21 protein-coding genes are annotated in these 26,579 nt (G+C 62.9%); 17 read left to right on the top strand and 4 right to left on the bottom strand.

The window, feature by feature from the left end:
• Nucleotides 1–685 precede the first annotated feature (685 nt).
• The 5 genes from QRN22_RS09205 (at nt 686) to QRN22_RS09185 (ending at nt 8,209) form a co-directional block, all read left to right on the top strand.
• A complete protein-coding gene (locus QRN22_RS09205) occupies nt 686–2,827 on the top strand; it encodes a TonB-dependent receptor (protein ID WP_042556469.1) in 2,142 nt (713 codons plus the stop codon).
• Between the two features lie 34 nt (nt 2,828–2,861).
• On the top strand, nt 2,862–4,445 hold the full coding sequence (locus tag QRN22_RS09200) for a flavin monoamine oxidase family protein (protein ID WP_042556468.1): 1,584 nt from the start codon (nt 2,862–2,864) through the stop codon (nt 4,443–4,445).
• Between the two features lie 11 nt (nt 4,446–4,456).
• Entirely contained in the window at nt 4,457–4,954 is a 498-nt protein-coding gene (locus QRN22_RS09195; RefSeq protein WP_042556467.1) for a RidA family protein, read from the top strand.
• Nucleotides 4,955–5,060: 106 nt separating this feature from the next.
• On the top strand, nt 5,061–7,526 hold the full coding sequence (locus QRN22_RS09190) for a TonB-dependent receptor plug domain-containing protein (RefSeq protein WP_082045912.1): 2,466 nt from the start codon (nt 5,061–5,063) through the stop codon (nt 7,524–7,526).
• A 65-nt stretch (nt 7,527–7,591) separates the two neighbouring features.
• A complete protein-coding gene (locus tag QRN22_RS09185; RefSeq protein ID WP_042556466.1) occupies nt 7,592–8,209 on the top strand; it encodes a histidine phosphatase family protein in 618 nt (205 codons plus the stop codon).
• On the opposite strand, the gene QRN22_RS09180 is transcribed toward QRN22_RS09185, so the two are convergent.
• Entirely contained in the window at nt 8,190–8,411 is a 222-nt protein-coding gene (locus QRN22_RS09180) for a hypothetical protein (RefSeq protein WP_156152804.1), read from the bottom strand. The two genes, QRN22_RS09185 and QRN22_RS09180, sit on opposite strands and share 20 nt — an antisense overlap.
• A 649-nt stretch (nt 8,412–9,060) precedes the next feature.
• Here QRN22_RS09180 and QRN22_RS26460 point away from each other — a divergent pair.
• Entirely contained in the window at nt 9,061–9,309 is a 249-nt protein-coding gene (locus tag QRN22_RS26460; protein WP_197077066.1) for a helix-turn-helix domain-containing protein, read from the top strand.
• On the opposite strand, the gene QRN22_RS26585 is transcribed toward QRN22_RS26460, so the two are convergent.
• The 3 genes from QRN22_RS26585 to QRN22_RS09165 form a co-directional block, all read right to left on the bottom strand.
• Nucleotides 9,242–9,661, bottom strand: a complete 420-nt coding sequence (locus QRN22_RS26585; protein WP_042556464.1) for a bifunctional diaminohydroxyphosphoribosylaminopyrimidine deaminase/5-amino-6-(5-phosphoribosylamino)uracil reductase RibD — start codon at nt 9,659–9,661, stop codon at nt 9,242–9,244. The two genes, QRN22_RS26460 and QRN22_RS26585, sit on opposite strands and share 68 nt — an antisense overlap.
• Nucleotides 9,662–10,082: 421 nt before the next feature.
• On the bottom strand, nt 10,083–10,625 hold the full coding sequence (locus QRN22_RS09170; protein ID WP_042556463.1) for a nucleotidyltransferase family protein: 543 nt from the start codon (nt 10,623–10,625) through the stop codon (nt 10,083–10,085).
• A 172-nt stretch (nt 10,626–10,797) separates the two neighbouring features.
• On the bottom strand, nt 10,798–12,129 hold the full coding sequence (locus QRN22_RS09165) for an LLM class flavin-dependent oxidoreductase (protein WP_042556462.1): 1,332 nt from the start codon (nt 12,127–12,129) through the stop codon (nt 10,798–10,800).
• A 387-nt stretch (nt 12,130–12,516) separates the two neighbouring features.
• On the opposite strand from QRN22_RS09165, the gene QRN22_RS09160 reads away from it, so the two are divergent.
• The 11 genes from QRN22_RS09160 (at nt 12,517) to QRN22_RS09110 (ending at nt 26,552) form a co-directional block, all read left to right on the top strand.
• Complete coding sequence (locus QRN22_RS09160) at nt 12,517–13,500, top strand: ABC transporter substrate-binding protein (protein WP_042556461.1); 984 nt, start codon at nt 12,517–12,519, stop codon at nt 13,498–13,500.
• Nucleotides 13,501–13,519: 19 nt separating this feature from the next.
• The gene (locus tag QRN22_RS09155; RefSeq protein WP_042556460.1) at nt 13,520–14,854 is read left to right on the top strand and encodes an LLM class flavin-dependent oxidoreductase; all 1,335 of its coding nucleotides are present in this window, start codon (nt 13,520–13,522) and stop codon (nt 14,852–14,854) included.
• Nucleotides 14,851–15,537, top strand: a complete 687-nt coding sequence (locus QRN22_RS09150; protein WP_042556459.1) for a peroxiredoxin-like family protein — start codon at nt 14,851–14,853, stop codon at nt 15,535–15,537. The genes QRN22_RS09155 and QRN22_RS09150 overlap by 4 nt, the downstream gene beginning before the upstream one ends.
• 80 nt (nt 15,538–15,617) lie before the next feature.
• The gene (locus QRN22_RS09145) at nt 15,618–18,170 is read left to right on the top strand and encodes a TonB-dependent receptor plug domain-containing protein (RefSeq protein WP_042556458.1); all 2,553 of its coding nucleotides are present in this window, start codon (nt 15,618–15,620) and stop codon (nt 18,168–18,170) included.
• 18 nt (nt 18,171–18,188) lie between these two features.
• A complete protein-coding gene (locus tag QRN22_RS09140) occupies nt 18,189–19,049 on the top strand; it encodes a TauD/TfdA dioxygenase family protein (protein ID WP_042556457.1) in 861 nt (286 codons plus the stop codon).
• Nucleotides 19,049–20,383 (top strand): LLM class flavin-dependent oxidoreductase, encoded by a 1,335-nt coding sequence (locus tag QRN22_RS09135; protein ID WP_042556456.1) that lies wholly within the window; start codon nt 19,049–19,051, stop codon nt 20,381–20,383. The genes QRN22_RS09140 and QRN22_RS09135 overlap by 1 nt, the downstream gene beginning before the upstream one ends.
• Nucleotides 20,384–20,514: 131 nt before the next feature.
• Nucleotides 20,515–21,621 (top strand): LLM class flavin-dependent oxidoreductase, encoded by a 1,107-nt coding sequence (locus QRN22_RS09130; RefSeq protein ID WP_042556455.1) that lies wholly within the window; start codon nt 20,515–20,517, stop codon nt 21,619–21,621.
• Nucleotides 21,622–21,636: 15 nt separating this feature from the next.
• Nucleotides 21,637–22,833 (top strand): alpha-hydroxy acid oxidase, encoded by a 1,197-nt coding sequence (locus QRN22_RS09125; protein WP_052493869.1) that lies wholly within the window; start codon nt 21,637–21,639, stop codon nt 22,831–22,833.
• A gap of 81 nt (nt 22,834–22,914) precedes the next feature.
• Nucleotides 22,915–24,273, top strand: a complete 1,359-nt coding sequence (locus QRN22_RS09120) for an LLM class flavin-dependent oxidoreductase (protein WP_042556454.1) — start codon at nt 22,915–22,917, stop codon at nt 24,271–24,273.
• Between the two features lie 459 nt (nt 24,274–24,732).
• On the top strand, nt 24,733–25,569 hold the full coding sequence (locus QRN22_RS09115; RefSeq protein ID WP_042556453.1) for a class II aldolase/adducin family protein: 837 nt from the start codon (nt 24,733–24,735) through the stop codon (nt 25,567–25,569).
• A 14-nt stretch (nt 25,570–25,583) separates the two neighbouring features.
• Nucleotides 25,584–26,552 carry an ABC transporter substrate-binding protein gene (locus QRN22_RS09110; RefSeq protein WP_042556452.1) on the top strand — a complete coding sequence of 323 codons (969 nt, stop codon included), beginning with the start codon at nt 25,584–25,586 and terminating at the stop codon, nt 26,550–26,552.
• Nucleotides 26,553–26,579 lie beyond the last annotated feature (27 nt).

Genomic DNA, 26,579 nt, shown 5'->3' with positions numbered 1-26,579 from the left:
GCCCGCGAGCGGGCTCCTACGGGTTAGAACTCCGGCCGTGTAGGAGCCCGCTTGCGGGCGATTGGTGATTGCACAGCTAGTCCTGCTGAATGGCCACGATCGATTTCGCGTTACGTGGGCGAGGCCACTGGTATGGGACCGGCAAATGGACACCACGCCTTCTGGGTGAAGTTAGTCCGCTGGTGGCGAATCGATTCGACGAGGCTTTCGGCGCGTTGTTCGTATACGCCAGCGTCGAGCCAGTCATTCGCTTGGCAGAAGATGAGTTATCACCCCATGGAGGCTTTCTCTTCGATGGCGACTGCCGTCCGGCACCGCCGACGTGGCGTCATTAAGAACGCCTCACCACACCCAGCTCGAGCCCGGGTGCCCGTCTTGCCCCCAGCACTACACAGGTTCATGCCCGTGATCATGCACCGATCCGCAGCAATCAGCGCACCCATTAAAATCAATTAATTTGATATTTTAAAAACCACTAAATAAGACAAATAAATAATTAGTTTAGAAGTAAATGTGCTTTCACAGACATTTTTAAAACGAATATCGTTTATGCAACCCGACCCCGACACGGTGGAGGCAATGGATTCCCGCTGCACTGTGTCCTGACGACGGGGTTGCTCCCTTGCCCGCAGGCGGCCGGTTTCCGACATCACGATCCTATCGATGACTGCCAGGAAAGCCTGCGATGCCAACCCTCCTCCACCCGTTGCACCCACTCGTGTTATCCATCGCGTTGAGTATCCCGGCACTGGCCGGTGCAGCTGATAACGATCGCCTGCCGACCGTCACCGTGACCGCCGAACACCGCTCGGAAAACCTGCAGAAAACCCCACTGGCGATCAGCGCCTTCGACGAGAACGCCCTGCGCGACGCGCAGATCAACAACGTACGTGACCTCTCGGGTCGGGTGCCGAACCTGACCCTCAATCGCCAGTCGATTTCCTACAGCGCGCAGACCTACGGCATCCGGGGTATCGGTGAAACCGACCCGATCCAGGAGGCTGCGGTGGCCGTGTATGCCGATGACCTGTACATCCCCCGGGCGATTTCCTCGATGATCGACTTCAACGATGTCGAGCGCGTGGAAGTACTGCGCGGCCCACAGGGCACGCTCTATGGGCGCAACAGTGCCGCCGGTGCGGTACGTGTCATCACCCGTGATCCGGATCAGCAGACGCGCGGTTTCTTCGAACTCGGTGCCGGCACCTACAACGCCCGCAACGGCCGCTTGCTGATCAGCGGCCCGTTGGTCGACAACACCCTGTTCGGCAGCTTCTCGGCGATCCGCCTGACCCGTGACGGCACGGTTCGCAACCGTACCCGCAACAAGGACGTCAACAACGTCGACATCCAGTCCTATCGCGGCAAGCTGCGCCTCGCGCCGGAGGATTCGCCCTGGGATGTACAACTGACCCTGGCCGGCACTTTCGACCGTGGCGATACCACCAGCTACTCGCCCTTCGATCCAGCGACCGGTCGCTACGACAAGTTCAAGACCTACAGCAGCCTCGACCCGAAGAACAAACTCGACCAGGGCAGCGCGGTGCTGCGTGCGATCTACACCCTGAACGACAACCTCAGTTTCAAGTCGGTCACCGCCTGGTCTGAGTTCGATCAGCCGGTGGACTACGACAACTCCGGTCAGGCCAACAGCGGCAACGCCGCACCGATCCAGAACAACCTGATCCTCTACAAGCAGCGTTACGCCACCCAGGAATTCCAGCTAAACGGCAGCCATGACGACTTCACCTATACCCTCGGACTGTACCTCTACAAGGAGCGCTTCCGCGCCGAACGCGACAGCCTGACCTACTCGGTGGCCGCCGACCGGGTCAACGCTTCCGGCCAGTACAGCACCACCGATACCGAAAGCTATGCGCTGTACGGCCAGAGCAACTACAAGCTGACCCCGCGCCTGTCGCTGACTACCGGCCTGCGTTATACCAGCGAGCACAAGAACTTCCGTTACAGCAATTACGCCATCACCCCGGACAGACAGATAACCGGCACCAACTTCAGTGCCGAAACCAGCGAATCCTGGGCTTCGTTCAGCCCCAAGGTCGGCCTCGAATACGCCTGGAGCGATGACCTGGTGCAGTACGGCTACGTGGCCAAGGGCTTCAAGGCAGGCGGTTTCGACAACCGCGCGCCGACCCGGCTGGCGGCCGAACAGGGGTTCGATCCGGAAAACGTGACCACCTACGAGGTCGGCTTCAAGGGCGACTTCGCCGCTGGCCGGCTGCGTAGCAACATCGCCCTGTTCTACAACGATTACGACGACCTGCAGACCAACGCCTGGGATCCGGCCATCAGCGCCAACCTGCGTACCAACGTCGGCAGCGCCCATACCTACGGCCTGGAGCTGGAGAACACCGCGCTGCTAACCCGCGACCTGCGCCTGACCGCCAACATTGGCTACCTGAAGAGCAAGTATGACGACTTCCAGAACGCCAGCGGCCCGGGGGTCAGCGCGGACGGCAAGGAAATGATCTTCGCCCCCCGCTGGAATGCCAGCCTGGGCCTCAACTGGACGGTGCCGGTCGCCCTGCCCGGCGCGCTGATCGCTGCTACCGACTACCAGTACCAGACCCGCTCCTACGCCAACGCCCTGAACGCCGACATCTACGAAGTCCCGGCTCAGGGTTTCTGGAACGCCAGCACCAGCTATGCCAGCGGCGACGGCCACTGGACGACCACGCTGTCGGTCAAGAACCTGCTGGACCGCGCCTACCCGCAAAGCGTCGCCTATTCGGCCGCCAGTCGCACCGCCTACTACTCGGTCAATGACCCACGCACCGTTCTGCTGAGCGTGCGTTACGACCTTTGAGCGAGCGCCCTTTTACCTTCAAGGAGAGATAGAAATGGGACTTACCCGCAGAGACCTGATTTCCCGCATCGCCGCCGTAGGCGGCTATTCCGCCGCCATGGGCGCCATGAGCGGCCTGGGCCTGATGCCGGGCCACCTGCAGGCGGCGGCGTTCGAGCCGCTGAACATCGCGGGCAGTGCCGGCAATGGCAAGCGCGTGCTGATCGTTGGCGGCGGCATCGCCGGCCTGGTGTCGGCCTACGAGCTGGCCAAGGCCGGCTTCTCGGTCAAGCTGCTGGAGGCCCGCGAGCGTATTGGTGGTCGTGTCTGGACCCTGCGCAACGGCGATCGCATCGAGCATAACGATGGTTCTCGGCAAACCGTGGAATTCGACAAGGGTTTGTTCTTCAACGCCGGCGCCGGCCGCATTCCCAGCCATCACCTGACCATTCTCGGTTACTGCCGGGAGTTCGGTGTCGAGCTGCAACCGCTGGTCAACAGCAGCCGCAGTGCCCTGGTGCAGCCGGATCTTGGCCGCCCGCCGTTGCAGCTTCGCCAGGTAGTCAACGACACCCGCGGCTGGCTCAGCGAACTGCTGTCTCGCAGTGTCAGCAGCCATGCCCTGGATCAGCAGCTCTCTGCGGATGAGCGCAAGGGGCTGCTGGATTTCCTGCGGGTATATGGCGATCTCGACGCCGAACACCATTACAAGGGTTCGGTGCGTGCCGGCTATAGCCGCTTCGCCGGCGCTGGCGACCAGACACCAATCACCCGGCAACCCGAAAAACTGACACGCCTGCTCGACAGCAATCTGCTGCTGCCGCAGATATTCGAGGAGATCCCGGAGTTCTCCGCCACCATGATGCAACCGGTCGGCGGCATGGATCGTATTCCCTATGCGTTCTATGAGCGGGTCAAACAGCACGTGCAGCTCAATGCCGAAGTGCTTGGCGTTGAAACCTCGGAACGCGGTAGCAAAGTGCTCTGGAAGGATCGCCTCAGCGGCAGGCAGCACAGCGAGGAAGCCGACTACGCCATCGTCACCCTGCCGACGCCCCTGCTGGCCAAACTACCGAGCAACTTCAGCAAGGACTTCAAGGCCGCACTGGGCAGAACCGAGGGCGACTACAGCAACAAGGTCGCCTGGCAGTCACCGCGCTTCTGGGAAACCGAGTACCAGATATACGGTGGGCTTTCCTACATCAACCACGAAGCGCGCACGCTCTGGTACCCCAGCGAGGGCCTCAACAGCGCCCAGGGCGTGCTGGTGGGCACCTACAACAATGGCGAGGTAGCCAAGACCTTCGCCGCCAAAACCCTGGAGCAGCAGATCGCCTCCTCGCGGCAGGCCGTGGAATCCCTGCACCCGGGGCACAGCAGCAAGCTCGGGCGGCCGCTGGCGGTCAACTGGTCGAAGATCGCCTTCAGTGAAAGCCCGTGGATCGTCCACGGTGCCGGTACCTCCAGCCCGTCCTACGACGAACTCAATCAGCCCCAGGGGCGTACCTGGCTGGCCAGCGACTCACTGGCCCATGGCGGCGTCGGCATCTGGCAGAACACCGCAGCCGAGTCGGCGCGCCGCGTGGTCGGGCTGATCGCCACCCATGCCCTCCAACAACGATCCGGCGTTGCCGCCTGAAAGGAATGACGATGAAAAACCCTGCCTTGCTACTCGGAGCCCTCATGACCCTGACCGCTATCAATGCCCAGGCCGATGCCATCAAGCGTATCGACCCACCAGGCTCCAACTTCCCCATCTCGCAACTGGTCACCGTACCTGCCGGTAGCTCGCTGACTTTCGTCAGCGGCACCTTGCCCGATGTCGCCGACCCCAAGGCCAAGCCACAGACCATCGCGGCCTACGGCAATACCGAGACCCAGACCCTCTCGGTACTCAACAAGATTCGCACGGCATTGCAGAGCCAGGGCCTGGATCTCGGTGACATCGTGCAGTTGCGGGTGTTCCTGGTTGGAGACCCGGCCCACGACGGCAAGCTCGACTTCGCCGGCCTGCAAGCTGCCTACACCCAGTTCTTCGCTACCGCGCAACAGCCCAACAAGCCCACCCGTACGGCATTGCAAGTCGTTGCATTGCCGCTGCCAGGCGCTCTGGTAGAGATCGAAGCGATCGCAGCCAAAGCGCCTTAGATACCCGTTCAACACCTGATAAGCCTTTTCCGCCGGGCCAGCCCGGCGGAGAGGCGGCGTGCACCCGAAAAAAGCTGCACGTTCGACTGCCTCATGGAGAGAGCACATGCCTTCATCACCCTTCGATCTGCCCACTGCCCGTTTCACACCCGCCCTGCTTGCCCTGGCAATCGCCGCTGCTGGTCTGGGTTCAGCGAGCGCCCAGGCGCAAACCCATGGCGGCCAGCCGGCTGCTTCGTCGCAACTCGGCACCGTGATCGTCACCGGCAACCGCGGTAGCGAAGCTCGCACGGTAACCAGCAGCCCGGTCCCCATCGACGTGATCAGCGCCGCTCAGTTACAGGAAACCGGCAAGCCCGGTCTGATGGAAGCGCTCAGTGCCAGCGTCCCCTCGCTGACCCTGCCGGAAAAAACCGGCTGGGATGCCAGCGGTATCGCCCGCGCGCCCAACCTGCGCGGCCTGAATGCCAGCCAGGTACTGGTGCTGGTCAACGGCAAGCGCCGCCACACCAGCGCCACGCTGAACATCAACGGCATCAACGCCGGTGCTGCGCCCACGGATCTCGACCTGATCCCCATCGGCGCCATCGATCGCGTCGAGGTGCTGCGTGACGGCGCAGCGGCGCAGTACGGCTCGGATGCCATCGCCGGGGTGATCAACGTCATCCTCAAGGCCGACACCAGCGGCGCTGCGGTGACCAACCTGGGTCAAGGTTACGACGGCAAGAAACAGACCGTGCAGCAGAGCCTCAACAAGGGGTTCGAGATCGGTGATGGCGGCGTCCTGCAATTCGCTCTGGATGCACGCAGCCAGAACGACGACAACAAGGCACGCGCCAACGGCTACACCTATGAACAGGCCTATGATCTGGCAGGCAAATCCACCTACGGCGGTTACGGTACACCCAAGATCAACCTGCTGACCCTGGGCTACAACGCCGGGCTGCCGATCAACGACAATCTGGAGCTGTACTCCTTCACCACCTGGTCGTATCGCAAGGGCGAACAGGGCCAGAACTTCCGCTTGCCGACCATCGTCAACACCATCACCACCGGGCCCAACGGACGCCCTGCCGGTTACACGCCAACCTGGTATATCGAAGAAGACGACCTGCAGGCAGCCTTTGGCGGGCGCGGCGAGGTGGGTGAATGGGGCTGGGATCTCTCCAGCACTTACGGACGCAACGCCGCCGAACAGGGCACCTGGAACAACCAGAATCCCTCCCTGGGCGAAGCCACCCCCAACTCGTTCGAGTCCGGTACCTGGATCGCCACCCAGTTGACCAGCAACCTCGACTTCAGCCGCAACTTCGAGGTTGGCCTCAGCAAGCCGCTGGACCTGTCCTGGGGCCTGGAGCACCGCAAGGAAACCTACCAGGTGCGTGCTGGCGACTGGGCTTCGTGGGCGGATGGCGGTTACTGCCGAGCCAACCCGGTCAGTGGCGCCCAGGAATGCGCATCCTCGGGCGCCCAGGTCACCAACGGCATCTCCCCGGCCGAAGCCACCAGCGCCAGCCGCAACAGCGTTGCCAGCTACGTCGACGTTGGCTTCAGCCCGAGCGAAAAGTGGTACCTGGGCACCGCCCTGCGCTATGAGCACTACAATCAGGGCGTAGGTGCCACGCGCAGCGGCAAACTGACGACCCGCTATGACTTCACGCCCGAGTTCGCCGTGCGCGCCACCGTCAGCAACGGCTTCCGTGCGCCGTCGCTGGCCAACGACCTGTTCAGTGCGCGCTCGACCAGCTACGCGGTGATCGACGGTGTGTATCAGTCATTCAACTTTGGCGTATTGCCGGTAGAGTCCGCCGCCGCCCGGGCGCTTGGTGCCAAGGCGCTGAAACCGGAAAAATCCACCAACTTCAGCCTGGGCCTGACCTACACGCCGACGCCCGAGCTGTCGCTTACCGCCGACGCCTATCTGATCGACATACGCGATCGCATCACCCTCACCGGCCGCCTGCTGGGCGAAGAGGTGCGCCAGACGCTGATCGATAACGGCATTACCTCGACCTCGGGTGGCCAGTACTTCGTCAATGGTGCCGACACCCGCACCAAAGGCCTGGACATCGTCGCCAGCTACAACCAGAACCTGCAACGCTTCGGCTCGCTGAAATGGACGGCGGCCTTCAACTGGAACGACACCGAGATCCGCAGCTACCAGCAGAGCACCGAGATTCTCGGCACCGCTTACGAGTTGATGAACCGCGAGGCCCGTAACCTGCTGACCAACGTACAGCCCAACACCAAGCTGATCCTCGGTACCACCTGGAGCCTCGACGACTGGACGGTCAACCTCGGCCTGACGCGCTATGGCTCTTATCGGGAGGTCAACGACGCCAATGACCGCAGCCTTGACCGTGTCTACAAGGCCAACTGGATCACCGACCTCGATGTCGGCTACAGCCTTACCGAGAACCTCGATCTGGCCATCGGTGCGAAGAACCTGTTCGACGTCTATCCGAAACGTCAGGGCATCGCCAGCGCGACCATGGGCTCCGGCTACGGCACCTATTCGCCATTCGGCTTCACCGGTGGCTACTACTACACCCGACTGAGCTACGCGTTCTGACGCAGCGATGCCCGCCAGCCCTCCACAGGCCTGGCGAGCATCGCCTTGGATGATGAGGAGAAGGCATGAACCTGTTGCTGGTACGTCACGGACAAACGGCTTTCAACCTCGAGCAGCGCTACCTCGGCGCCCTCGATCCCCCCTTGAACGACACCGGCATCGCCCAAGCGCAAAGGCTGCGGGCTCGGTTGCCCGAGGGCATCGACGTGCTGATCAGTTCGCCGCTGCTGCGCGCCCGCCAGACAGCGGAGATTCTGCGTGGTGAAAGCGGACCTGCAGTGGTTGTGAACGACGCGTTCCGCGAGCGCAACGTAGGCGTTTTCGAAGGGCTTACCCAGCGCGAGGCGCGCCTGGCGTTTCCCGGCCTGTGGGCGAGAAACATCACCCGCCAGTGGTCCGCAGCGCCCGACGAAGGTGAAACCATCGCCGCGGTATTCGCCCGCGTTCATGCAGGCCTGGCAGAACTGCTCCAGCACAATGCCGACGCGACCGTACTGCTGGTCGCCCACGGCTTCGTGGCCAAGGTCATCCGTGCCATCGCGCGGGGCGATCACCACGACCTGTTCGACTGGCAACTGGACAACGCCGCGATCTGTGAACTGCAAGTGAGCCCGCCATTGACATCCTTCACCGCCGAATACGGCAGTAACACACTGCCGCAGGTCACGCCAAACCTGGCATAGCCCCCTGCTCTCGCCCCTTCACCACGCCGATCGCACGGATATCGGAGAGGTGCACCTCGTAAGGGTCGCGGCGCTCGTCGCAGTCCAGCGCCACGATCAGGAAGTAGGCATGCGGGTTGATGCCGGCCTTGGGCAAGACCACAGCGATGATATGGGCGAGGTGCCCGTAGGACTCCGCCTCACCCTCCCAGTACAGTTCCATGAGGACGCTTTTGCCGAGATAGGAGATCGCGCTGGCGGCGTCCAGCCATGGAACGCTCCGCCCCATGCAGCCATTGCACGCATGTAGGAGCCCGCTTGCGGGCGATTGGTGGTTGCACCGCAAGTCCTGCTGGATGGCTGCAATCGATTCGCCCGCGAGCGGGCTCCTACGGGGTAGAACTTCATCGTTTGCGGGCGATTGGTGGTTGCACCGCAGGTGTTCTGGATGGCTGCAATCGATTCGCCCGCGAGCGGGCTCCTACGGGGTAGAACTTTATCGCTTGTGGGCGGTTGGTGGTTGCATCGCAAGTCCTGCTGGATGGCCACGATCGATTCGCCCGCGAGCGGGCTCCTACGGGGTAGAGCTCCGTCGCTTGTGGGTGATTGGTGGTTGCACCGCAAGTCCTGCTGGATGGCCACGATCGATTCGCCCGCGAGCGGGCTCCTACGGGGTAGAGCTCCGTCGCTTGTGGGTGATTGGTGGTTGCACCGCAAGTCCTGCTGGATGGCCACGATCGATTCGCCCGCAAGCGGGCTCCTACGGGGTAGAACTTCATCGGTTGTGGGTGATTGGTGGTTGCATCGCAGGTCCTGCTGGATGGCTGCAATCGATTCGCCCGCGAGCGGGCTCCTACGGTTAGAACTCCTTGGTGGCCAGCGGCAACTGGCAAAGCGCAGCCGAGCACCTGGGCATCAGCACCACCACGCTGTGGCGCAGGATGAAGAGAGGACCGGGGCTGCTTCGATGCCGCACGCTACGGCTGAGCAGGCGCCACCTCGTCATAGGGGTAGATGCGGCAGCAGTCCCATCCGGGTGCTGCCCTGAGCCACTCAAGCGCCGCCAGGCAGAAGATAGCCCCGCAGATCGCGTTCAGCTTCTTCACTACCTGTCCCGATGATCACCTCAATGCCGGCATCGACAAGAATCCGTGCGCCGGCACCTGCATTTCTCGGATCGGGATCCAGTATGGCGATGAACACCCGTTCGATGCCCTGCCTGACCAGGGCGTGAGCGCATGATGGCGTGCGCCCATGAAACGAGCAGGGTTCCAGGGTGACGTAAGCCGTCAGGCCCTGCTGACTTCCCGATGGCAGTTGGGCCAGAGCCATCGCTTCGGCATGATGCTGACCAGGCGCCTGGGTGTGGCCTCGGCTGACGACCCTGCCCTCTCGGACCAGCACGCAACCGACCGGTGGATTCGGCAAGCACGCCGGTAAAGCTCGTTTACCTTCCGCCAAGGCGAGCGACATGAAGTACTCAGGGTCTGTTGACGTTTCAGCACGACCGCGCCGGAGCCAGTTTTTGCGCGAGGCAAGGCACGAGGTGCGAAGTTTGGCTGGCCAAATGAGCCACCGAGAAACGCAGCATCGCGCTAAAACTGGCCCGGCCCTACGGGTTGCGCGGGAAATCTCGCCATGCGTCGTTGGAGGACTTGAAAAGGGAATGCCATTCCCTGCGCCCTCCGCCTCGCCTGGCGAGATTTCTCGCAGCAACGCGGCTCGCGCTGAGACGTCAACAGACCCTGGGCCTGCAGACTCTTCGAAAAACAGACTCTCCGCTGCAGGCGTCGATTGCGCGCCATCGCCAAGCCCAGGCTCTGGCGTAACCTGCTGCGTTCGTACCCGTTTGAACGACGCGCTTATCGCCCAAGTACGGAACCTGCCAACCCAGTTACCCGGCATCGATCACAGTGACCAACGGCCAGCGCTCCTGGTAGCGCTTCTGCTCGATCCGCTGACGGTAGGTCTGCTCGCTGACACGCGCCGGGTTGCGCTGCACGCGCATATCGAAGAGGTCATCCAGCCCATGTGGGGCAATGATGCGCAAAGCGCCATCGGCGTCCAGACTCACGGCAACCGAAGTGGCGAACTCGGGCCAGCTCGCCACCGCCTCATGGAGCGACTGCAACGGCTCGACGGCATGGCCGAAACATGACTCGAACCACAAGTGCACTGCCGCCTGGTTGGTCACCTCCCAGGGAAAGCGAGGAGCGAGAACACCCAGCATCGCCTGCAACTCGGTATCCGTCGCCGCAGACGACTCCAGCGGTTCGAAATAAGCCAGATCGATGTCCGCCAGGAACGACGGTTCGGTATGACCGTGCAGGTGATCCCAAACCAGATTGCGCACTGCCCCGGCGCCGATGCACCAATCGCTCAACTCCAGCTGGCGAGCCCCTTGCAACGCATCCATGAACCAGGAAGACTGCCGCATGATCGCTTCCAGCCGCTGCGTTAGCAGCCAGGTGCGACTCTGCTGCGCGGTTCGGCATAAACAATGGTTCATTGCCATGTGCTGCTTACCTATACGTCCTGGCGTGGAAGTCTTACCGGTGCAATCCCGTTTTTCTACGGCGCATTGAAAACCAACGTAGTGTATCTGCCGATCAGACGGGTAGCCGCCGATTGCGCGGAATCTCCAGCCCCAATCTCTCACGCAAGGTGCTGCCTTCGTACTGCCGACGATAGACACCGCGCGCCTGCAGGATCGGCACCACCTGTTCGGTGAAACGGCGAAATTGCTCCGGGTGACCCACGTAGATATTGAAGCCATCCAGCGCCCGCGCCTCGAACCAGCGAATCATCTCATCGGCAACGGTTTGCGCTGAACCGACGAACGCGTTGGGCCGCAGCGTGAGGCCGTTGGCGACCGCCTGGCGTAGCGTCCAGCCCTTGCTGACGGCCATGTCGGTGGCCGCCTTGGCGGCGGTGTAGAAACTGCTGCGCGCATGCTCCAGCGCCTCGACCGGGAATGGCGCATCGAGGTCGTATTGGCGGAAGTCATGCCAGCCGAAGGAGCGGCCGAACTCGGCCAGAGCTTGCTCGAAGCTGTGATCCGCTTCGTGATAGCGCCGCTCGATTTCTCGCGCCTGCTGGTCGGTGTCGCCGATGAAGATCTGCGCACCTGGGAGGATAAGCACTTCGTCCGGGTCACGACCCTGCTGCTGCGCACGACGCTTGATGTCCTGATAGAAGGCCTGCCCCTTCTCCACGCTTGGCGCGTGGGTAAACACCACATCAGCGATGCGCGCACCCAGTTCGCGGCCTTGCTGCGAATCACCGGCCTGGAAAATCACGGGCTGCCCCTGGGGCGAGCGCTGGATATTCAGCGGCCCGACCACCGAGAAATACTCACCTTTGTGGTGCGTGGCATGCAGCTTGGAGCGGTCAAGAAACTGCCCGGTCTCACGGTTGCGCGGCAGCGCATCGTCCTCGTAGGACTGCCAAAGCTTCTGCACCACCTGCACGTGCTCCAGGGCACGCCCGTAGCGAGTGTCGTAATCGTAATGCTCGTCGCGCCCGTAATTGCCGGCGGTACCGGCATCGCCACTGGTGACCACGTTCCAACCGGCGCGCCCCTTGCTGATCAAATCCAGCGAGGCCAGGCGGCGAGCCACGTTGAAGGGCTCGTTGTAGGACGTGGTCAGGGTGCCAACCAAACCGATATTACGGGTCGTCACCGCCAGAGCCGAAAGCAGCGTCAACGGCTCCAGCCGGTTGAGGTAATGGGGTGGCGAGTCAGGGGTGATGAATTGGCTGTCGACGATGAAGATCAGGTCGAACAGCGCCGCTTCGGCCTGTCGCGCCAGGTCGATGAACCAGTCGATATTGACGCTGGCATCACTTGGAATCTCGGGGTCGTGCCAGAGATTGTGCCGGCCCGGGCCACCGACGCCCATGGCCACCGCGCCCAGCTTGATCTGCCTTTTACCGCTCATATGAAAATCCGCAACGATCTACTCGTGGCAGGCATTAAATACTCATTTCTGATATTTAAAAACAGTTTAAATAATGAAATTACATAATTAGCTTAGAACCATAAAGACTTTCACAGCTGTTTATTAGAGGGATAAGGTCAGTTCCAGACCGACCCCTTTCCTGGTGGAGGCCGTCCCCACGAGCCATCCCAGGAGCGCAACGTCATGACATCCCACCATCATCTGCCAACGCTTATCGGGGCTGTATTGCCCGATAGCGCTCGGCCGCACGCTGCGCTCACCGCGACCGTGCCCTCTCTGCGCTCACGACCGCCACACGGCGAGCCCTTGGCACCCCACAAACACTCACCTTCCATCGGCCGATGAAGCCGAACCAGGAGCCATCACATGCTGATTCGTACCCTTATCGCCACCTTGTTGGGCAGCAGCCTGTTGCTGGGTGGCCAAGCTAGCGCTGCCGACCTCGAACCGCTACGCGTCGCCAATCAGAAATCCGGCATCAAGTTGCTGCTGCAGGCTGCCGGTGAACTCGACGACGTGCCCTACCGCATCGACTTCTCCGAGTTCCCTGCAGCGGCGCCACTGGGCGAAGCGCTGAATGCTGGCGCCGTAGACATCGGTGGTCTTGGCGATGCCCCTTACGTGTTCGCGCTGGGTGCCGGGGCGCCGCTCAAGGTGGTGGAAATCATCAAGCGAGATGGCCGTTACACCACCTCGATTCTGGTGCCCAAGGACTCGCCACTGAAAACCGTGGCCGATCTCAAGGGCCAGCGCATCGTCACCAACCGCGGCTCGATCGGCCACTTCCTGGTCATCCGGGCGCTGCGCGAAGCCGGTCTGAAAACCTCCGACGTGACCTTCGTCAACCTGCTGCCCACCGATGCCCGCAGCGCCCTGGAAAGCGGTGCCGCGGATGCCTGGTCGACCTGGGATCCCTACACCACCATCGCCATCACCCAGAACGGCGCACGCATCCTGCGTGACAGCGACGACCTGCTGACCAACCACTTCTACCTGGCTGCCACCCAGGACGCCGTAGACGGCAAACGCGTGCAGCTCGAGGATTTCGTCAAACGTGTCGAGCGCGCCTTCCTGTGGGCCAACGACCATCACCAGGCCTATGCAGAAGCCCAGGCTCGGGTCACCGGCCTGCCGGTCGCGGTGCACCTGGAGTCGGTCAAGGAAACCACCCACTCCCGCGCCGAGATCACCGACAAGGTGATCAGCGACCTGCAGCAGGTCTCGGACATCTATCTCGAAGAGGGCGTGCTGACCCGCGCCGTGGACGTATCCCAGGGGTTCGATCCGAGTTTCAACGCTGCCCGTGCCGAGCAGCCGGGCAAGGCGGTTGCCCAGGCGCAACCTCAGTAAATCGACAGGAGCATTTTCCATGAGCAAACGACAGATCAAACTTGGCGCGATGATTCACGGCGTCGGCCACGGATGGGGCGAGTGGCGCCATCCGAACGCCCTGGCCGATGCCAGCGTCAATTTCGGTTTCTACAAGCAGCAGGCACAGCTGGCCGAAGGCGCCAAGTTCGACTTCGCCTTCATCGCCGACAGCCTGCATATCCACGCCAAATCGAGCCCGCACTATCTCAACCGCTTCGAGCCGCTGACCGTGCTCTCGGCGCTGGCTGCGGTCACCGAGAACATTGGCCTGGTGGCGACCGTGACGGTGAGCTACACCGAGCCGTTCCAGGTCGCTCGCCAGTTCGCCTCGCTGGATCACATCAGCGGAGGGCGTGCTGGCTGGAACGTGGTCACCTCCTGGCTCTCCGGCACCGCCGACAACTTCGGCAAGGCCGAGCACCCGCCGCACGCCACGCGCTACCGCATCGCCCGGGAGCACGTGAACGTGGTCAAGGGGTTGTGGGATTCCTGGGAAGACGATGCCTTCACCCGCGACAAGCAGAGCGGCGAATTCTTCGATCCGGAAAAACTCCATGCCCTCAATCACCAGGGCGAGTTCTTCAAGGTCAAGGGCCCACTGAACATCCAGCGTTCGCGCCAGGGCCAACCACTGATCTTCCAGGCCGGCACCTCCGAGGATGGCCGCAACTTCGCCGCGCAGAACGCCGATGCGATCTTCGTCAGCCCGGAATCCTTCAGCGAGGCCCGCGCCTATTACGCGGACCTCAAGCAGCGTGCGGCCAAGGCCGGCCGCAATCCGGACGAGCTGTTCATCCTGCCGGGCATCCGCCCGATCATCGGCCGCGATGCCGAAGAGGTGGAAAGCCGTTACCAGCAGGCCGTCGAACTGGTGAGCATCGAGGATGCCATCGTCGCCCTGGGGCGCCCGTTCAATGATTACGACTTCTCCACACACGATCTCGACGCGCCCTTCCCCGACCTTGGTGACCTGGGCAGCAACAGCCAGAAAGGCGGCTCCGACCGCATCAAGCAGCAGGCCCGCGAAGAGAACCTGACCCTGCGCGAAGTCGCCCTGCACTTCTCGCGCCCACGCCGCGATTTCGTCGGCACACCGGAAGAAGTCGCCAACACCCTGCAGGACTGGTTCGAAGACGGCGCCGCCGACGGTTTCATCGTCAACTCGCTGCTGCCTGACGGCCTGGCCTATTTCACCGAGCACGTGGTGCCGCTGCTGCAAACCCGCGGCCTGCTGCGCCGTGAATACGAGGGCAATACCCTGCGTGACAACTTCGGCCTGGCCGTACCCACCAACCGCAACACGCTGCAACGCGCACAAGGAGAAGTGGCATGAGCGATTCCCTGAACGATCTGCTGGCCGAACTGCACGCCGAGCGCGAGCGCACCTGGGCCCCCGAGGCGCTGAAGGTCAATATCGAGCAACGCCAGAAGTTGGTGGACGAGGCGCGTCACGACGCCTTCATCAAGGTCGGCGACAACGTCGCCTCCTTCGAACTGGAGAACGTCGACGGCAGCACCCTGAGCCTCGAAAGCCTGGTCGCCGACGGCCCGGCGGTGCTGGTGTTCTTTCGCTTCGCCGGCTGCCCGGCCTGCAATATCGCCATCCCCCATTACCAACGCCATCTGCAGCCGGCCTTGCAGCAGCGCGGGGTACCGCTGGTGGCCGTCAGCCCGCAGGTGCCGGAGCGCCTGGTGGAGATCCGCGACAGGCATCGGTTGACCCTGCAGGTCGCCAGCGATCGGGACAACGCCCTGGCTCGGCGCTTCGGCATTCTCTACGAATTCGACGAGCCGTCGCGCCAGGCCGCACTCAGCAAGGGCCCGGGCATCGGCGCCGTGACCGGTACCGGCACCTGGGAGCTGCCGCAACCGACCGTGGTGGTGATCGGCAGCGACCACCGCGTGCACTTCGCCGAGGTCAGCCCGGACTGGCTGGTGCGCAGCGAAGCGCAACCGATCATCGATGCGGTGGATGAGGTGCTTGGGGTCACCGACAAGGTGGCGAGAAGCGCCTGATGTAGTTCGTCCCGGTCCACCCTACAAAAGCCGAAGCCGCCCTACAACACGACTCTTTCTCTCTAAAAAGGATGCGGCCCATGCACGCGCCAGGATTCGTTCGTCCCGAAAAACGCCTGCCTTATGCCCTGTCGCTACTCTGCCTGGCGTTACCGGGGGCGACCTGGGCCGCGGAAAAGGACACGGCCCTCGGTACGGTTTCGGTGATATCCACCGGCAACCGCAGCAATACCCTGACCGTGGCCGACAGCCCCTCGCCGATCGACATCATCAGCGGCGAGCAGATTCGCAAGACCGGCAAGGCCAGCCTGCGTGAGGCCCTGGGTCGCATCGTGCCGTCATTCAGCGCGCCCGCCCAGGCCGGTGGCGGCACCTCTTCCTCGGTACGCCCGGTGTCGATCCGTGGCTTGAGTGGCGATCACCTGCTGGTACTGGTCAACGGCAAGCGTCGCCACAACACGGCGGTCTACAACAACTTCGCGCGTATCGCCAGCGGCAGCGTGCCGGTGGATCTCGACCTGGTCCCCACCTCGGCCATCGAGCGCATCGAACTGCTGCGCGACGGCGCCTCGGCGCAGTACGGCTCGGACGCCATCGCCGGAGTACTGAACATCATCCTCAAGAGTCAGGACAATGGCGGCAGCGCCAGCGTGACCAGCGGCCAGCAGGAAGACAAACCCGGCGACCTGACCCAGACCGGACTCAATGGCGGCTTCGCGCTTGGCGACAACGGCGGCTTCTTCAACAGTTCGCTGGATATCCGCCTGCAGGGCCCCTCCTATGCGGCCGGCGATGCCCAGGGCGCCTGGTACTACCCGGTGCAAGGCGGTCAGTCGGTGCCGTTCGGCACCCCCGGCGCACAGCCTGACCCACGCGAGGGCTCGGTGGATCGGCTGCTGGAAAAGGGATATGGCCGGTCCAACCGCGACAAGGTCTACAACCTCTCCTACAACGCCGAACTGCCGCTGCGCGACGATCTGACGCTGTACTCGTTCGCCACCTACAGCGACCGGGAAATCGTCGACACCCGTGGCAGCTTCCGCGCCACCAGCCTGGCGTCGATACCCGAGATCTATCCGGATGGATTTCATGCCCAGCGCCTGATCGACGAGCGCGACTTCCAGGTGGCATTTGGCGGCAAGGGCGACCTGGCCGGCTGGGCCTATGACCTGAGCACCACCTACGGCAAGGACGACGTACGCCTGGGGGCACAGAACACGCTGAATGCCTCCCTGGGGCCGGCAAGCAAGACCTCGTTCTACCTGGGCGCGCTGGAGTTCGAACAATGGACCAGCAACCTCGATATCACCCGGCCTTTCGAAATCGGCCTGCCGAAACCGCTGCAACTGTCGGCCGGCATCGAGCATCGCTGGGAAAAATACCTGCAGACCGAAGGCGAACCCGACTCGTACCGCGACGGCGGCTATGTCTACCCGGTTGGCCACCCACGTGCCGGGCAACGACCCAGCGCCGGCCTGCAGTCGTTCACCGGCACGTCGGTGGCCGATGCCGGCTCGCTGGACCGTGACAGCTACGCCGTCTACCTCGACGCCGGCAGCAACCTGACCGAGCGCTGGTACACCAGCGCCGCCGTGCGCTTCGAGCACTACGACGACAGTTCCGGCAACACCGCCAGCGGCAAGCTCTCGACCCGTTACGAGCTGGCCCCGGGATTGGCCTTGCGCGGTACCTTCAACACCGGTTTTCGCGCGCCCTCGCTGGCTCAGCAGACCTTTTCCGTCACCCAGAACACCGCCGTGCGGCTGCCGGACGGCAGCTATCAGTTGCTGCTGGCGCGCTACCTGCCACCTGGCAGCACCGCGGCCCAGGCATTGGGTGGCCAGGATCTGGAACCGGAAAAATCGACCAATTTCAGCGTGGGCATCTCCTGGGAACCGACGCGCAACGCGCGCATCACGCTCGACGCCTACCGCATCGAGATCAAGGACCGCATCGTCAAGAGCGAGATCATCCGCGACAGCGGCTCTTCCACGGTGATCCGCGACACCCTCGCTTCGCTCGGCATCAACGACCTGTACTCGGCGCAATACAACATGAACGGCGTCGACACTCGCACCGACGGCGTCGATCTGGTCAGCGAAATGAACAGCGATTACGGGCGCTTCGGCCAGGTGCGCTGGTCGGCGCTGTACAGCTACAACCACACGACCATTCGCGACATCAAGCAGAACGGCACGGTCAGCAATCTGCTCGGCAGCGACTACGTGATCTTCGGCCACCAGGCACAGACCGATCTGACCCGCGGAACGCCACGCGACAAACTGGTTTTCGGCAGCAATTGGCGCATTGGCGACTTCATCACCGATGTGCAACTGACCCGCTACGGCACGTACACCGAAGCGGGCATCAGTGCAGCAGCCGACCGCGAGTTCGGCGCCCGCTGGATCACCGACCTCGACCTGACCTACCTGGTCAACGACAACCTCTCCGCCTCCATCGGCGCCAACAACCTGTTCGGCATACGCCCGGACAAGCAGGCCGCCAACCCCAGCGTCACCGGGCTGGGCGCAGCGAACCCGAGCGAAATCAACAACCCTGATGAATACGGCGGCTTCAGCCCCTACGGGCTAAACGGCGCGTTCTATTACGCGCGCCTTTCCTACGACTGGTAACGACAAGAGGACAGCCCCATGCCCGCAGAGAACGTCGTCGCGCTCACCGAAACCCTCGTGGTCACGCCACTGGAGCCCACCGTGGGCGCCGAGATAAGCGGCATCGACCTGAGCAAGCCACTCAACGCGCGACAGCGTGACGAGATTCACGGGCTGCTGCTGCGCCACAAGGTGATTTTCTTCCGCGACCAGCACATCAGCAGCGAACAGCAGATCGCCTTCGCCAGCCAGTTCGGCGAGCTGTACGTGCACCCCACCACCAGCCAGGAAGACCGCAACAAACCCCAGGCCCACCTGATTCTCGCCAGCCAGGCCAAGGAGGCTTACGGCGATGCACGCAAGGGGCGCTGGCACACCGATACCAGCTGGATGCTCAAGCCAACCTGGGGCGCGGTGCTGCGTGCGGTAGCGCTGCCGGAGCTGGGTGGCGACACCGTGTGGGCAGATGCCGGCCTGGTCTATCGAGGCCTTTCGGATGAACTGAAAGCGCGTATAGACAACCTCTACGTCACCCACAATTTCAAATCGTCGCTGGACAGGGTCGGCTACAGCTACCCGATCCTCGCCCATCCGCTGGTGCGCACCCATCCGCAAACCGGCGAGGACGCACTGTTCATCAACTTCTCGATGTCGCCACAGGTGATCGGCTGGTCCGTCGAGGAAAGCCGCGCACTGGTCGCCGAGCTGCTCAGGGAAGTCGGCAATCCGGAATATCAGGTGCGCTTCAAATGGACGCCAGGCACCGTGGCGTTCTGGGACAACCGCGCGCTGCTGCATTACCCGGTCTACAACTACGGCGACTTCGACCGGGTGATGGAACGGGTGCTGATCGCCGACGACGACATCCCCCACCGCGTGCGCGCGCAGGTAGCCGGTTGATGGCCCGGCAACTGCACCTGGCGCTGTTCGTCAGCCATGCCGGCAGCCACCTTGCGGGCTGGCGCCTGCCCGAAGCGGAAGTCGGCAATGCGCTGGACATCCGCTATTACCAGCGCCTGGCCGAACAGGCCGAAGCCGCCAAACTGGACATGCTGTTCGTGGCCGACAAGCTGGCCCTGGACGACATCCATGGCGGCTCCTTCGATGCCGCCGTGACCTGGCGACCGAGCGGTTCGCCCGAGCCCCTGGCGCTGCTCTCGGCGCTCAGCGTGCTGACATCGCACATCGGCCTCGGTGCGACCATTTCCACCAGCTATCACCAGCCGTTCCATGTCGCCCGTCAGTTCGCCACGCTGGATCATTTCAGCGGCGGCCGCGCGGCCTGGAATGCGGTGACCTCGGTGAACGATGGCGAGGCCCGCAACTTCGGTCTGGATGAGCATCTCGGCCACGCCGAGCGCTACACCAAGGCCAGCGAGTTTCTCGATGTGGTGCGCACCCTCTGGGACACCTGGGAAAACGATGCGCTGCTGGTCGACAAGGCCAGTGGCCGCTATGCCGATGCCAGCAAGCTGCATTACGCCAACCACCAGGGTGACTGGTTCAAGGTACGCGGCCCGCTCAATCTGCCGCGCCCGCCCCAGGGGCACCCGGTGCTGATCCAGGCCGGCGTGTCGCCGGCCTTTCAGTCGCTGGCGGCACGCAACGCCGAGGTGGTCTTCCCGGTGCAGTCGACGCTGGAAAAGGCCAGAGCGTTCTACCGCGAATTCAAGGAGCAGGTGGTCGCCGCCGGCCGCCAGCCCGATGACGTCAAGGTGCTGCCCGGCCTCTACCCGATCATCGCCGACAGCGATGAACAGGCCCACGCCCTGGCCGCCGAGCTGGACGAGCAGATCCTGCCCATCGCCGGCCTGGCATTCATGTCGGCGAGCATGAACTACGACCTGGCGAGGCATGACCCCAAGGCGCCGGTACCGGATATCCGCGAGCACATCCGCGGCAGCAAGGGGCGCTTCGACGTGGTGATCGGCAACGCCATCGAAGCCGGCTGGACGCTCGAACAGTTGGGCCGCTGGTACGCATCGAGCCTGGCGTTCGCCAAGTTCATCGGTTCACCGCAGACGGTCGCCGAGCAGATCCAGCAGTGGTTCGAACTGGAGGCTGCGGACGGTTTCGTGGTGATGCCGCCCTACATGCCAGGCGGCGCCGAGCGCTTTCTCGATCAGGTGGTGCCCGAGCTGCAGCGGCGTGGAATCTTCCGTATCGACTACCAGGGCAGCACCCTGCGCGAGCACCTCGGATTGCGCACCCCGGTTAATAGATTTAGAAAATAACATAAGCATATTTTTATACGTTCTTTGCATATTCAAAAAGCCTTTCCTAGTATCCGTCCATTGCCTTGACGTGCATCCAGAGGCCGCGCCAATCAACGCGGCACCCACCGAACAGACAGGAGTTCCCCGCAATGAGTCTCGAATTTATCGGCCTGATCGGCCCGCAGGAAGGCAGTGAATCGCAAGCGGCCCGTGGCCCCGCCGTCGACATCGAGTTCATCAAGGCATTCGCCCAGGCTCAGGAGTACGGTGGCTTCGACAAGGCGCTGCTGGCGGTCAACACCAGCGCGGCGGATTCGATGATTCTGGCCAGCTATGTCGCCGCCGTGACCGACAAGCTCGGCCTGCTGGTCGCGCACCGCCCGGGCTTCCAGGCGCCAACCTTCGCCGCCCGGCAGTTCGCCACCCTCGACCACCTCAGCCGTGGCCGTGCCTCGATCAACGTGATCACCGGTGGCGACAGCGGTGACCTGCAGCGCGATGGTGACTTCCTCGACAAGGACGCCCGCTATGCGCGCACCGAGGAGTATCTGGATATCTTGCGCAAGGTCTGGACGAGCACCGAGCCCTTCGATCATCAGGGCGAGCACTACCGTATCGAAGACAATCTGACGCTGGTCAAGCCGGTCCAGAAGCCTCACGTCCCGGTCTACTTTTCCGGCGCATCCGACGCTGCGGTGGAAGTCGCCGCCAAGCACGCCGACGTGTACATGATGTGGGGCGAGCCACTGGAACAGGTCCGCGAGCGCATCGCCAAGGTGCGCAAGGCCGCGGCCAAATACGGCCGCGAAAAGCATATCCGCTTCAGCCTGTCGCTACGGCCGATCCTCGGTGCCACCGAAGATGAAGCCTGGGCCCGCGCCGAGCGCATCCTGGCAGATGCCCGTGAACTGATTCATCTGCGCCAGGGCAAACGTCGCGACAAGAACTTCGGCACCAGCAACTCGGGCTCTTCACGGCTGGTCGAGCTGGCGAGCCAACGCAAGGTGCACGACAAGCGCCTGTGGACCGAGATCGCCGCCCTGAGCGGCGGCGCCGGCAACTCCACCTCGCTGGTGGGCACACCGGATCAGGTCGCCGATGCCGCACTGGACTACTACAACGCGGGCATCACCACCTTTCTGTTCCGTGGCTTCGAGCAACTGCGCGATGCGGCGGAATACGGCCAGGATCTGCTGCCACGCATTCGCGCCCTGGTCGAGCAGCAAGGCAGTGCGAAGAAAGTCCAGAACGCCTGAGCAGGAATCACCACGATGCCGCCAAGCAGACGCGACACCCTGGGGATGCTCACTGGAGGTGCCGCCCTGCTGGCGGCACAGTCGGCACTGGGCTCCGAGCACTCGCCACTCAAAGAAAGCCCACGCCGCGTGAAAGAATCATCGACTCCCCGGCAAGCGCCGAAAACCTACAACCTTTTGGAGCTGGAAGCGCTCGCATCAGAGGTCATTCCTCGCCCGGCCTTCGATTACATCGCACGTGGCGCCGGTGACGAGCAGACCTTGCGGGAGAACCGTACGGCATTTTCCCGAGCCTTCCTCGACCAGCGCATCCTGACCGGCAAGACGGTCAAGAGCCTGGAGACGAAAATCCTCGGCAGCCCACTACGTGCACCTGTCGTAGTGTCCGCGATGGCAGCGCACGGTCTGGCGCACCCATCGGCAGAATCCGGCACGGCAAAAGGCGCCGCTGCCTACGGAACACTGCTGGGTGTCAGCACCGTCTCGACCCAGAACCTCGAGCAAGTTGCTTCGGCCAGCAACGGTGACAAGTGGTTCCAGTGCTACCTGACGCGCGACAGCGGCTTCAACCGCGAACTGCTGCAGCGCGCGCACGCGGCGGGTTACAAAGCCATCGTCCTGACTGCAGACGTGACGGTCGGCGGTAACCGCGAGCAGGACCGGCGCAATAACCTGCGCATGCCAACCCCCGGCAACTTTCTAGATACCAGTAATCGACCTCGTAAGATCGAGTTCGCGTTCGACAGCAGTATTGGCCTGGACAGCCTGGATTTCGTGCGCGAGCACAGTGGTGGTCTGCCGTTGATCGTCAAGGGCGTGACCACTGCGCTGGATGCGCGAGCGCTGCTGCAACACGGTGTCGATGCCATCCAGGTTTCCAACCACGGCGGCCGCCAACTGGACGGCTCTCCGGCAGCATTCGACTCATTGCAACGAGTGGCCGCCGAGGTAAAGGGTCGCGTCCCGCTCATCTTCGACAGCGGCATCCGGCGCGGCCTCGATGTGTTCAAGGCCATCGCCGCCGGCGCTGATCTGGTCGCAGTCGGTCGTCCCGTGCTCTACGGCCTGGCCCTCAATGGCTCGCAAGGGGTGCAGTGGGTGCTCGAACAGCTCGAGCAGGAACTGCGCATCGTCATGCAACTTTCCGGCGCTGCCACGGTTGCCGACATCCGCACCACGCCTTTGCTGCACAAGCCGTTCTTCGACGCATGAAGCGCAGCGCTGAGCGACTGCGCCAGCGCTATGCACCGTGGCAACCCTCACTCGCGACTGGCATGACCAGGGGATAACAGCATGACTCAACGACAACTGCATTTCGGCGCCATTCTCACGGGCGTTGGCACCAGCCAGCAGGAATGGCTGAACCCGGAAATTCCCGGCAACGCCAGCATCGACATCGACTGGTACAAGCAGCAGGCACGCGCTACCGAGGCGGCCAGGTTCGATTTCGTGTTCATCGTCGACAGCCCCTACATCACGCCGGAATCGGCACCGCACTTTCTCAATCGCCTGGAGCCGCTGACGCTGCTCTCCGCCCTGGCCGGCGCCACCGAGCGGATCGGCCTGGTGGCCACGCTGACCACCTCCTACACCGAACCCTTCAACGTTGCGCGCCAGTTCGCCTCGCTGGACCAGATCAGCCATGGCCGCGCCGGCTGGAACGTGGTGACCACCGGCCTGGAGGGTGCGGCGGGCAACTTTGGCCGCGAGCAGCATATCGACCACGGCGAGCGTTACCGGCGTGCCCACGAGCACGTTGCGGTAGTACAGGGTTTGTGGGACTCATACGAAGACGATGCCTTCCCACGCGACAAGGCCAGCAGGCGCTTTCTCGACCCGGCCAAACAGCACCGCCTGGATCATCAAGGCGAGTTCTTTTCGGTTACCGGCCCACTGAACATCTCCCGCTCCCCTCAGGGGCAGCCGGTGATCTTCCAGGCGGGCGTGTCCGAATCCGGCCGCGGCCTGGCTGCCGCCATCGCCGAAGGCATCTTTGCTGGCGTGGACAACTTCGAGGATGCCCTCGAGTACTATGCGGACATCAAGCGGCGTACCGCCGAAGCCGGACGCAACCCCGATCATGTGCTGCTGTTCCCGGGTATCGAGCCGATCATCGCCGACACCGATGAGCAGGCCCAGGCCATCGAGCGTGAGCGCAAGGGCGAGCTGGACCTGCACAAGGCCCTGGTGCAACTGGGCCGCCCGTTCAACTACCACGATTTCAGCCAATACGAGCTGGACGCGCCCTTCCCCGATCTCGGCGACCTGGGCAGCAATGGCTATCGCGGCCACGCCGAACGCATCAAGCGGGTGGCCCGTGAACAGCACCTGACGCTGCGCCAGACCGCGCTGCGCTTCGGCCAGCCCTACTCCAGCTTCGTCGGTTCGCCGCTCACGGTGGCCAACGAAATAGAGCGCTGGTTCCGCGAAGGCGCCGTGGACGGTTTCAACATCCATGTTGGCGCCCCCAGCGAATTCGCCCGTTTCACCGACGAAGTACTGCCTATCCTGCGTGAGCGCGGTCTGTTCCGTGCCGATTACACGGCGCGCACGCTGCGTGGTCATCTCGGACTACCGGTACCCGGCAACCGCCATACCGCCAAGGACGCCAGCATCCAGCAGGCGCCGCGAGCGCAGGCCGTACCGGCCTGACAGCACGCCTTGGTCGACACGCTCCAGGCGCTGCTGTGGGCGTGTCGACAAGGCCTTCATCGGCCTCGCGCAGCCCCACACTGCGATTCGATCACCTGCAACTCGATGGCGCTCTTCGAGGCTATTACCGTGCGCGCGAATTAATTCCTGGCGCTATTTCTGAACCAGGACCAGTGCACATATAAAATTCAAAATAAACATAACTATCCATAATAGTAATTAATTAAAAGAATAATATGTTTAGACCAAAACAGTATTTATCAAGCCTGTTTAATTTCCGTAGATTTTAACCATTCCGACCCCTCACCCGGTGGAGGCTATCGACACGCATGACGTGACGACGAAGTCGGATAGTAACGTTGTACGCTCCGCTTCCCGTTATTGCTCTGCGTTCGATATAAGGCGAGACGTTGAATGATCAACGCCCGCATAACCTGATCGAGCCTGAGACCCACCGAAATGACCCGTCGCGAGATATTCCCGCCCGTTCACAGCATCCGCTCACTGCCCCACGACAATAACCGCCTGCTGTCCACCGAAGTGCCCAGGCTGTCCGATCCACACGCCGAGCGCCTGCACCGCAAACAGCGCCTCGCGGCCTCGTACCGGCTGTTCGCCGAGCTGGGTTTCGAAGTGGGAGTGGCCGGGCATTTCACGGCCCGCGACCCGATCGAAACCGACCATTACTGGATCAACCCACTGGGCGTACCGTTCTCGCAGATTCGTGTTTCCGACCTGCTGCGGGTCGATGGCGCAGGCCAGGTGGTAGAGGGTGACGGCCTGCTCAACACCAGCGCGCTGGATCTGCACTACGAGCTGCAGCGGGCGCGCCCCGAGGTGGTCGGCATCGCCCACCTGCATGGCTTTCATAGCCGCGTCTGGTCATCGTTCGGACGCCTGTTCGAGCCGATCACCGCCGAGTCTTCGGCGTTCATCGATGATCAGGTGATCTTCGCACGCAATGCCCTGCGCAGTGCCGATGGAGCGCTGGAGCAGGATCGCCAGATCGTCACCCGGTCATTCGTCGAGCACTTCGCCGCGAATAACCTGCTGGTGTGGCAGAACCATGGCCTGTGGGCCACCGGCGAAACCGTCGAGAGCGCCGCGTGGCGCTTCATCCAGGCCGATGACAGCGCCCGGGCACACCTGCTGGCCTATGCCGCCGGGCAGCCGGTGGTGCCAGAAATAGACCCTGCCGACCGTGCCCCCAAGGCACGCCGCGAGTTCTTCGCCTGGGTGAACTTCCTGCCGCTATGGGATCGCATCATCCGCCAGCAACCAGACCTTCTGGACTGAGCGAGAGCCAGCACATGCCTACCATCAACCGTCGCTCCCTGCTGCGCAATGGCGCCATTCTGGCTGCCGGCGGGCTGCTACCCGGCTGGGCTGCAGCCGATGACAGCCAGCCGCTGCGGGTCTGGCGCTACAAGGGCACCATCGCCTATTTCCTCGACGATGCCGGCCAGGCACAGGCGCCCTACCCTCTGGAGTGGGTCGATATCGCCGGTGGCAACCTGGTGCTCGAAGCACTGACCAGCAACAGCCTCGACTACGCCTTCATGAGCGAAATCCCGCCGATCTTCGCCAGCATCGCCAAGGCTCCGCTGGCCCTGATCGCCAGCTACAGCGGCGACAACAACAAGACCGGCATCGTGGTGAAGAAGAACAGCGGCATTGCCCAGGTCAGTGACCTGCGTGGCAAACGTATCAGCTACGTGCGTGCCACCAACACGCACTATCTGGTACTCAACATGCTGCGCCAGAACGGCCTAGCGCTGTCCGATGTACAGGCCATCCCGCTACCGGCCCAGGACGGCCTGAGTGCCTTCCAGAACGGCCATATCGATGCACTGGTGACCGGTGGCATCAGCGCGATTCATGCCGAGGCCAACCTCGACGGCGTATTGCTGCAAAGCGCCGAGGGCTATTACTCGGGCAACTACCTGATCTCCACGACCCGAACCGCCTTGGCCAAACCCGGTAAACGGGCAGCCATCGGTGATTTTCTGCTGCGTGAAAAAGCCGCCTGGGACTGGATCGAAAGCCACCCCGAACAGTGGGCATTGCGCAGTGAAACGCTCACCGGCATTCCCCGGGAGCTCTATTTGCAGCAATTCGAACAACGCAGCCAGCCGGCGCGAATAAGGCCTGTGGAAGATGCCGCCATAGAGGCCCAGCAGCAAGTTGCCGATGTGTTCTACGAGAGCGGCCTCATACGTCAGAAAGTCGATGTCCGCCCACTGTGGGACAAACAGTTCAGCGAACTATTGAGCGGCTGAACATGAATAACGAACCCTACTCAACAG

The organism is Pseudomonas sp. MEJ086 (assembly GCF_030209025.1).
Lineage (GTDB): Bacteria > Pseudomonadota > Gammaproteobacteria > Pseudomonadales > Pseudomonadaceae > Aquipseudomonas > Aquipseudomonas fulva_A.
The sequence above is the reverse complement of the archived record's forward strand: the minus strand, read 5'-3'. Positions and strand labels throughout refer to the sequence as shown.

Excerpts from the sequence above, each read along its gene's own strand:
- QRN22_RS09130 (WP_042556455.1), top strand. The coding sequence starts at position 20,515 with ATGAGTCTCGAATTTATCGGCCTGATCGGCCCGCAGGAAGGCAGTGAA.
- QRN22_RS09140 (WP_042556457.1), top strand. The coding sequence starts at position 18,189 with ATGCCCGCAGAGAACGTCGTCGCGCTCACCGAAACCCTCGTGGTCACG.
- QRN22_RS09160 (WP_042556461.1), top strand. The coding sequence starts at position 12,517 with ATGCTGATTCGTACCCTTATCGCCACCTTGTTGGGCAGCAGCCTGTTG.
- QRN22_RS09145 (WP_042556458.1), top strand. The coding sequence starts at position 15,618 with ATGCACGCGCCAGGATTCGTTCGTCCCGAAAAACGCCTGCCTTATGCC.
- QRN22_RS09205 (WP_042556469.1), top strand. The coding sequence starts at position 686 with ATGCCAACCCTCCTCCACCCGTTGCACCCACTCGTGTTATCCATCGCG.
- QRN22_RS09125 (WP_052493869.1), top strand. The coding sequence starts at position 21,637 with ATGCCGCCAAGCAGACGCGACACCCTGGGGATGCTCACTGGAGGTGCC.
- QRN22_RS09185 (WP_042556466.1), top strand. The coding sequence starts at position 7,592 with ATGAACCTGTTGCTGGTACGTCACGGACAAACGGCTTTCAACCTCGAG.
- QRN22_RS09155 (WP_042556460.1), top strand. The coding sequence starts at position 13,520 with ATGAGCAAACGACAGATCAAACTTGGCGCGATGATTCACGGCGTCGGC.
- QRN22_RS09195 (WP_042556467.1), top strand. The coding sequence starts at position 4,457 with ATGAAAAACCCTGCCTTGCTACTCGGAGCCCTCATGACCCTGACCGCT.
- QRN22_RS09165 (WP_042556462.1), bottom strand. The coding sequence starts at position 12,129 with ATGAGCGGTAAAAGGCAGATCAAGCTGGGCGCGGTGGCCATGGGCGTC.
- QRN22_RS26585 (WP_042556464.1), bottom strand. The coding sequence starts at position 9,661 with ATGTCGCTCGCCTTGGCGGAAGGTAAACGAGCTTTACCGGCGTGCTTG.
- QRN22_RS09200 (WP_042556468.1), top strand. The coding sequence starts at position 2,862 with ATGGGACTTACCCGCAGAGACCTGATTTCCCGCATCGCCGCCGTAGGC.
- QRN22_RS09190 (WP_082045912.1), top strand. The coding sequence starts at position 5,061 with ATGCCTTCATCACCCTTCGATCTGCCCACTGCCCGTTTCACACCCGCC.
- QRN22_RS09120 (WP_042556454.1), top strand. The coding sequence starts at position 22,915 with ATGACTCAACGACAACTGCATTTCGGCGCCATTCTCACGGGCGTTGGC.
- QRN22_RS09180 (WP_156152804.1), bottom strand. The coding sequence starts at position 8,411 with ATGGAACTGTACTGGGAGGGTGAGGCGGAGTCCTACGGGCACCTCGCC.
- QRN22_RS09115 (WP_042556453.1), top strand. The coding sequence starts at position 24,733 with ATGACCCGTCGCGAGATATTCCCGCCCGTTCACAGCATCCGCTCACTG.
- QRN22_RS09135 (WP_042556456.1), top strand. The coding sequence starts at position 19,049 with ATGGCCCGGCAACTGCACCTGGCGCTGTTCGTCAGCCATGCCGGCAGC.
- QRN22_RS09150 (WP_042556459.1), top strand. The coding sequence starts at position 14,851 with ATGAGCGATTCCCTGAACGATCTGCTGGCCGAACTGCACGCCGAGCGC.
- QRN22_RS09170 (WP_042556463.1), bottom strand. The coding sequence starts at position 10,625 with ATGCGGCAGTCTTCCTGGTTCATGGATGCGTTGCAAGGGGCTCGCCAG.
- QRN22_RS09110 (WP_042556452.1), top strand. The coding sequence starts at position 25,584 with ATGCCTACCATCAACCGTCGCTCCCTGCTGCGCAATGGCGCCATTCTG.